Consider the following 6,235-nt stretch of genomic DNA (forward strand, 5'->3'; position numbering starts at 1 on the left):
CTTGTCGCTTCCTGCCGGCGTCCGGAAAGGCGCGGGGGCTGATCCCGCGCCCGGCCGCGCCGAGCCAGAAATTATGCGTCGGCGGCGATGTCCTTGCCGGTCTCCTGATCGACGACCTTCATCGACAGGCGAACCTTGCCGCGCTCGTCGAAGCCCATCAGCTTGACCCAGACCTTGTCGCCTTCCTTGACCACATCGGTGGTCTTGGCAACCTTCTGCGGTGCGAGCTGCGAGATGTGGACCAGGCCGTCCTTGGCGCCGAAGAAGTTGACGAAGGCGCCGAAATCGACGGTCTTCACAACCCGGCCTTCGTAGATCACGCCGACCTCGGGCTCTGCCGCAATCGAGTTGATCCAGTTGACCGCCGCCTTGATCGCCTTGCCGTCCGCGGACGCGATCTTGACCGTGCCATCGTCCTCGATGTTGACCTTGGCACCGGTCTTCTCGACGATCTCGCGGATCACCTTGCCGCCCGACCCGATCACTTCACGGATCTTGTCGACCGGGATCTTCATCACCTCGATGCGCGGGGCATGCTCGCCCAGTTCGGCGCGCGCTTCGGAAAGCGCCGAGCTCATCTCGCCAAGGATATGAACGCGGCCGTCACGGGCCTGCTCCAGCGCCACCTTCATGATCTCCTCGGTGATGCCATCGATCTTGATGTCCATCTGCAGGGAGGTCACGCCTTCGGCGGTGCCGGCCACCTTGAAGTCCATGTCGCCGAGATGATCCTCGTCACCGAGAATGTCGGACAGGACAGCGAAGCGATCGCCTTCCTTGATCAGGCCCATGGCGATGCCCGCCACCGGAGCCTTCAGCGGAACGCCGGCATCCATCAGGGCCAGCGAAGTGCCGCAGACCGTTGCCATCGACGAGGAGCCGTTGGATTCGGTGATCTCGGACACGATGCGCAGCGTGTACGGGAACTCGTGGTGCGGCGGCAGCAGCGGATGAACCGCCCGCCAGGCCAGCTTGCCATGGCCGATCTCACGACGGCCGGGCGACCCCATGCGGCCGGTCTCGCCGACCGAATACGGCGGGAAGTTGTAGTGCAGCATGAAGGTCGACTTGTAGGTCCCCTCCAGCGCATCGACGAACTGCTCGTCGTCGTTGGTGCCGAGGGTCGCAACCACCAGCGCCTGGGTTTCGCCACGGGTGAACAGCGCCGACCCGTGGGCGCGCGGCAGAATGCCGGCCTCGGAGACGATCGGACGCACGGTCTTCAGGTCACGCCCGTCGATCCGCTGGCCGTTGTCGAGGATCGCGCCGCGGACGATCGCCGCTTCCGCTTCCTTGAACAGGCCGCCGACCACCACGGTGTCGATGCCCGCGTCGCCGGCTTCGGCGGCGAGCGTCTCCATGACCTTGGCCTTGACCGCATCGATGGCGTTCTTGCGCTCGGTCTTTTCACGGATCGCATAGGCGGCGGTCAGCTCGTCGGCGGCAAGCGCCTTGACCCGGGCCGCCAGCTCGGAATGATCCGGCAGGTTCAGCTCGCGCGGCTCGCGCGCAGCGGTCTCGGCCAGCTTGACGATCGCATCGATCACCGGCTGGAAGCCCTTGAAGCCGAACATCACCGCACCGAGCATCAGCTCCTCGGTCAGCTCCTTGGCTTCCGATTCGACCATCAGCACGGCTTCGCTGGTGCCGGCCACGACCAGGTCGAGCGCGGATTCGGGCATGTCGTCGATCAGCGGGTTGAGCACATACTCGCCGTTGATGTAGCCGACGCGGGCGCCGCCGATCGGGCCCATGAAGGGGATGCCGGAGATGGTCAGAGCCGCGGAGGCGGCGACCATGGCCAGCATGTCCGGTGCGTTTTCCATGTCATGGGACAGGACGGTGATCACCACCTGGGTGTCGCACTTGAAGCCATCGACGAACAGCGGACGGATCGGCCGGTCGATCAGGCGCGAGGTCAGCGTCTCATGCTCGGAGGGACGGCCCTCGCGCTTGAAGAAACCACCGGGGATCTTGCCGGCGGCGAACGCCTTTTCCTGGTAGTTCACGGTCAGCGGGAAAAAGTCCTGGCCGGGCTTGGGGGCCTTGGCGGCGACAACGGTCGCCAGCACCTTGGTCTCGCCGTAGGTGGCCAGCACGGCGCCGTCGGCCTGACGGGCGACCTTGCCGGTTTCCAGCGTCAGCGGGCGTCCGGCCCACTCAACCTCTACACGATGAATATCGAACATATTTCTTTCCTAACGTTCAGTCGCCCGTCCGCCTCCGAAACGAGGCGGCGCGGCGCGGTCTTTGAAGGTCCGGCACTGGCGCTCTGCCGCGCCGGCCCCTCCTGGGACGTGCCACGGGCAAGACAGCAAGCGGTTCGGAACCGGAGCGTCCGGTGTCGGCCAAGCCGCTTGCTATCCTGCCCCATGACCGTCATTTGCTTGCCCGGTCCATGGGGGACCGGATTTGAAAACGCGGCGCCCACTGGGCACCGCGCCTTCGCATTGCCGTGTTAGCGGCGCAGACCCAACCGCTTGATCAGGTTCTGGTAGCGTTCCATGTCGGTCTTCTTCAGGTAGTCGAGAAGCGACCGGCGCTGGCTCACCATCTTCAACAGGCCGCGGCGGGAGTGGTTGTCCTTGCCATGGCCCTTGAAATGTTCCGTCAGGTTGACGATCCGCTCGGTGAGAATGGCGACCTGCACGTCGGCAGAGCCGGTGTCACCTTCCTTGATCGCGTATTCCTTGATCAGTTCCGCCTTGCGTTCCGCGGTAATCGACATCGGTCAGTTCCTTTCGATGACAGTCGCCCCGGTCATGACCGGAGCGATATTGAAAACACGCCGTGGCCGGAGTTCCCCGCGTTCGATCTCGCCAAGCGCCACCAGCTCGCCATGAGCGGTCACGCTGACCAGACCCTTGAACGCCGGCGCATCCCGCCCGCGTAGCAAAACGCCCTGCCCATTTCTCAGGCGGGCGGCATCCTGCCGGGAGACGGCCAGCGCCGGGATGTCGTCCAGCGCGGTCGCTACAGGCAAAATGACAGATGCATGCGCCTCGTCGAGGCCCATGCCGGGCGCACATTGCCCCAAGTCTTCCAGAGTTTCCAGCGGAATCATGTCCTCTTCCGCGAAGGGCCCCACCAGGAGCCGGCGCAGCGCGGTGACATGGCCGCAGGTGCCAAGCCGGCGCCCCAGGTCCCGGGCCAGCGCCCGGACATAGGTGCCCTTGCCGCATTCGACCTCGAACACCGCTTCATCTGCGTTCGGACACTCGACCAGCCACAGCCGGTGGATATCGACCGGACGGGCTTCCAGCTCCACCGCCTCGCCGCTGCGTGCCAGGTCATAGGCGCGGGCGCCCTCCACCTTGATCGCCGAGAATATCGGCGGCACTTGCGAGATGGTGCCGGTAAATTCCGGCAGGACCGCTTCGATCTCCGCCGCATCCGGACGCACGTCGCTGACCGCGACCGTCTCGCCCTCGGTGTCGTCGGTCGCCGTCTCGATCCCCCAGCGCACGGTGAACCGGTAGACCTTGCGTCCGTCCATGGCGAAGGGCACGGTCTTGGTCGCCTCGCCAAAGGCCAGCGGCAGGCAGCCGGAGGCCAGCGGGTCGAGCGTGCCGGCGTGGCCGACCTTCTCCGGGTGAAAGATCTTCTTGATCCGCGTCAGCGCATCGTTGGAGGAGAGCCCGACCGGCTTGTCGAGCACCAGCCAACCGTCGATGCGGTTGCGCGGCTTCTTCCGCTGCCGGCTCATCGGCTCACTCGTCGTCGTCGCTGTCGGTGTGGGCGGTATCGCGGCGGACATCGTCCCGCTTCAGCAACTGGGTGATGCGGTCGTCGTCATCGAACCGGGTATCCAGCACGAACCGCACGTCCGGCAGGTATTTCATCGTCCAGCCCCGGGACAATTCGCGGCGGATGAAGCGGGAGCTGCGGTTCAGCGCATCCACCACCTTGTCCGCGTTCTGTCCGCCAAGCGGCATGACCAGGCAACTGGCCAGACGCAGGTCCGGCGTCATCCGCACCTCCGGCACGCTGACGATCACGCCCTCCAGCGCCGGATCGGCCAGATGGCCGCGCGACAGGATGTCGGAGACTTCCTTGCGCACCAGTTCCCCCACGCGCAACTGACGTTGCGACGGCATTCCGGCCTGCGGCCTGTTCGTTGGCGCCATGTTCAGATCCAGACAGTTTCACGCAACACGCTCGCGAAAAGGCAAACGCCGGCGGATGAGCTCCACCGGCGTCCCCATTTCGCCGCGCGGCGGCTCTTAGAGCGAGCGGGCCACTTCCTCGACCCGGTAACACTCGATGACGTCGCCAGGACGCATGTCCTGATAGTTCACGAAGTTCATGCCGCATTCCTGACCGGACTGAACGTCCTTCACTTCGTCCTTGAAGCGCTTCAGGGTGCCGAGCTTGCCCTCGTGGATCACCACATTGTCGCGGATCAGGCGCACTTCCGCGCCGCGCTCCACGATACCTTCGGTGACCAGGCAACCGGCGACCTTGCCGACCTTGGAAATGTTGAAGATCTCGCGGATCTCCGCATTGCCGAGGAAGGTCTCGCGCCGTTCCGGCGACAAGAGGCCGGACATCGCCGCCTTCACGTCATCCACCAGGTTGTAGATGATGTTGTAGTAGCGGATCTCGATGCCTTCGCGATCGGCCGCTTCCCGCGCCTGCTTGTTGGCACGCACGTTGAAGCCGATGATCGGCGCATTGGAGGCAGCGGCCAGGGTGACATCGCTCTCGGTGATGCCGCCAACGCCCGCATGCAGCACCCGGGCCTTGACCTCGTCGGTGCCCAGCTCCTCCAGCGCGCCGGCGATCGCCTCGACCGAGCCCTGCACGTCGCCCTTGATCAGCAGCGGCGTTTCCTTGGCGCCGTTTTCCTGCAGACGGTTCATCATCTGCTCGAGCGAGCCGCGCGAACCGATGTCGCGCAAGGTCGCCTTCTCGCGCTTCTGACGCTGACGATAGTCGACGATCTCACGGGCGCGGGCCTCGTTCTCGACCACGGCCACCATGTCGCCGGCTTCCGGCGTGCCCTGGAAGCCCAGAACCTCGACCGGCTTGGAGGGACCTGCCTCCTTCACCTGCTCGCTGTTCTCGTCGAGCATGGCGCGCACGCGGCCCCACTCGGACCCGGCGACCAGAATGTCGCCGACCTTGAGCGTGCCCTTCTGCACCAGGACGGTCGCAACCGGACCACGGCCCTTGTCGAGCTGTGCCTCGATCACGGTGCCTTCAGCGGTGCGATCCGGATTGGCCCGCAGCTCCAGCACCTCGGCCTGCAGCAGGATCATCTCCAGCAGCTTGTCGAGATTGGTGCCCTTGAGCGCGGAGACCTCGACCTCGATCACATCACCGCCCATGGATTCCACGACGATCTCGTCCTGGAGCAGTTCGGTGCGCACCCGGGTCGGATCGGCCGCCGGCTTGTCGATCTTGTTGATCGCCACGATGATCGGCACACCGGCCGCCTTGGCGTGGGAGATCGCTTCCCGGGTCTGCGGCATCACGCCGTCATCGGCGGCCACCACCAGAATGACGATATCCGTCGACTTGGCGCCGCGGGCACGCATCTGCGTGAAGGCAGCGTGGCCCGGGGTGTCGATGAAGGTGATCTTGTGACCGCCCTGCTCGACCTGATAGGCACCGATGTGCTGGGTGATGCCACCGGATTCGCCGGACACCACGTTGGAACGGCGCAGTGCGTCGAGCAGCGAGGTCTTGCCGTGGTCGACATGGCCCATGATGGTGACCACCGGGGGGCGCGGCTGCAGCAGCTCGTCCGCCTCCACCGCGTCGGAGAACAGACCGTCCTCGACATCGGCTTCGGACACCCGCTTGACGGTGTGGCCCATCTCCTCGGCGATCAGTTCCGCCGTATCGGCGTCGATCACGTCGTTGATCTTGAGCATCTGCCCCTGCTTCATCAGCAGCTTGATCACATCCACCGCGCGCTCCGCCATGCGGTTCGCCAGGTCCTGGATGGTGATCGCCTCGGGCAGCACCACTTCGCGCGAAATCTTCTCACGCACCACCTGCTGGCCAGCGCGCTTTTCCTTCTCGCGGCGACGGCGCAGCGAGGCGAGCGAACGGCTCCGGCCCTCGCCATCCCCGGTGGCGGAGGAAATGGTCAGCTTGGACCGGCGACGGTCGTCGCCGGTGCGCGCCGGGGTGCGGGCCGGCGGCGCGGCCTTCGGGCGCTTGACCGCCTTCAGACCCTTGCGTGCCTCGCTGTCGTCGGCGGGCGCGGCCGCCTCGGGCCGGCGCG

Annotated in this window: 5 protein-coding genes; all 5 read right to left on the reverse strand. The window is 65.7% G+C overall.

Annotation, left to right across the window (positions count from 1 at the left end; all coding sequences use genetic code 11):
• Positions 1-71 precede the first annotated feature (71 nt).
• On the reverse strand, positions 72-2,189 hold the full coding sequence (gene pnp, locus LC062_RS16450) for a polyribonucleotide nucleotidyltransferase (RefSeq protein ID WP_224912111.1): 2,118 nt from the start codon (positions 2,187-2,189) through the stop codon (positions 72-74).
• 269 nt (positions 2,190-2,458) lie between these two features.
• Positions 2,459-2,728, reverse strand: a complete 270-nt coding sequence (gene rpsO, locus LC062_RS16455) for a 30S ribosomal protein S15 (protein ID WP_181761232.1) — start codon at positions 2,726-2,728, stop codon at positions 2,459-2,461.
• A gap of 3 nt (positions 2,729-2,731) precedes the next feature.
• A complete protein-coding gene (truB, locus tag LC062_RS16460) occupies positions 2,732-3,706 on the reverse strand; it encodes a tRNA pseudouridine(55) synthase TruB (protein WP_224912112.1) in 975 nt (324 codons plus the stop codon).
• A gap of 4 nt (positions 3,707-3,710) precedes the next feature.
• On the reverse strand, positions 3,711-4,097 hold the full coding sequence (rbfA, locus tag LC062_RS16465; protein ID WP_404829739.1) for a 30S ribosome-binding factor RbfA: 387 nt from the start codon (positions 4,095-4,097) through the stop codon (positions 3,711-3,713).
• Between the two features lie 126 nt (positions 4,098-4,223).
• The coding region (infB, locus tag LC062_RS16470) for a translation initiation factor IF-2 (protein WP_224912114.1) at positions 4,224-6,235 on the reverse strand (2,012 nt) is incomplete at its 5' end.

The organism is Stappia indica, from assembly GCF_020177335.1.
Taxonomy (GTDB): Bacteria; Pseudomonadota; Alphaproteobacteria; order Rhizobiales; family Stappiaceae; genus Stappia; species Stappia indica_B.

What these genes read in the sequence shown, in the direction of transcription:
- rbfA (WP_404829739.1), bottom strand. Translation starts at nt 4,097, where the DNA reads ATGCCGTCGCAACGTCAGTTGCGCGTGGGGGAACTGGTGCGCAAGGAA.
- truB (WP_224912112.1), bottom strand. Translation starts at nt 3,706, where the DNA reads ATGAGCCGGCAGCGGAAGAAGCCGCGCAACCGCATCGACGGTTGGCTG.
- rpsO (WP_181761232.1), bottom strand. Translation starts at nt 2,728, where the DNA reads ATGTCGATTACCGCGGAACGCAAGGCGGAACTGATCAAGGAATACGCG.
- pnp (WP_224912111.1), bottom strand. Translation starts at nt 2,189, where the DNA reads ATGTTCGATATTCATCGTGTAGAGGTTGAGTGGGCCGGACGCCCGCTG.